We start from the raw sequence: 1,069 nt of genomic DNA on the forward strand, positions 1-1,069 counted from the left end.
GATCCACCGCTTTCGCGAGCAAGCCCGCTCCCACACAAGCCCGCTCCCACATTTGGTTTTGTGGTGTGGTTCGGTTATGAAAAAAAATAATAATTAGCTTAGATTAAAATGTGCTTTTTATTATTTATATCCATCCCCTAGGCTTGCCTGGAAGTCCTTAAGGCCATCCAGGAAGTTTTGCCATGAGCAGCGTCACCTCGATTTCCAGCGTTTCCAACACTGTTCGCCAGCGCGTCACTCCGGAAGAATGGGAAGTGCGCGTCAAGCTGGCCGCCGCGTATCGCCTGGCGGCCTTGTACAAGTGGACCGACCACATCTACACCCACTTCTCCGCCCGCGTGCCGGGCCCGGACGAGCATTTCCTGATTAACGCCTTTGGCTTGTTGTTCGATGAAATCAACGCTTCCAACCTGGTCAAGGTCGATCTCGACGGCACCATCGTCGATGACCCGACTGGCCTTGGCATCAACTACGCCGGCTACGTGATCCACAGCGCCATCCACGGCGCTCGCCATGACCTGCAAGCGGTGCTGCACACCCACACCCGCGACGGCATTGCGGTGTCGGCGCAGAAGGACGGCTTGCTGCCGATCTCCCAGCACTCCATCGGTTTCTCCGGGCGCGTGGCGTACCACGGTTACGAGGGTGTGGCCCTGGACCTGGACGAGCGCGAGCGGTTGGTGGCGGACCTGGGTGACAAGAGCGTGATGATCCTGCGCAACCACGGGCTGCTGACGGCGGGTGTGAGTGTCGAGCATGCGTTCCAGCAACTGCAGCAGCTGGAGCGTGCGTGCAATATCCAGGTGGCGGCGCAGGCGGCGGGGAATGCGGAGTTGATCTTCCCGCCCAAGGAGGTGGTGGAAAAGGTCGAGCAACAGGCCAAGGTGTTTGCCAGCGGTGATGGGCCGGGTGTGGCGCGGCATTGGAATGCGTTGATCCGGCAGTTGGAGCGTACGGATACCGACTACAAAAACTGATCCTCGAATTCAGTGAAGATCTGAAAATGTGGGAGCTGGCTTGCCTGCGATAGCATCACCTCGGTATGACTGACAGACCGAGGTGCGTGCAT

The 1,069-nt window shown here is 58.5% G+C and carries 1 protein-coding gene; it reads left to right on the forward strand.

Translation table 11 applies throughout. The annotated features are described in order from the left end of the window. Positions 1 to 182 precede the first annotated feature (182 nt). Positions 183 to 977 carry a class II aldolase/adducin family protein gene (locus tag NUV89_RS29695; protein ID WP_257784120.1) on the forward strand — a complete coding sequence of 265 codons (795 nt, stop codon included), beginning with the start codon at positions 183 to 185 and terminating at the stop codon, positions 975 to 977. Positions 978 to 1,069 lie beyond the last annotated feature (92 nt).

The organism is Pseudomonas sp. 18.1.10, from assembly GCF_024655625.1.
Taxonomy (GTDB): Bacteria; Pseudomonadota; Gammaproteobacteria; order Pseudomonadales; family Pseudomonadaceae; genus Aquipseudomonas.

Excerpts from the sequence above, each read along its gene's own strand:
- NUV89_RS29695 (WP_257784120.1), top strand. The coding sequence starts at position 183 with ATGAGCAGCGTCACCTCGATTTCCAGCGTTTCCAACACTGTTCGCCAG.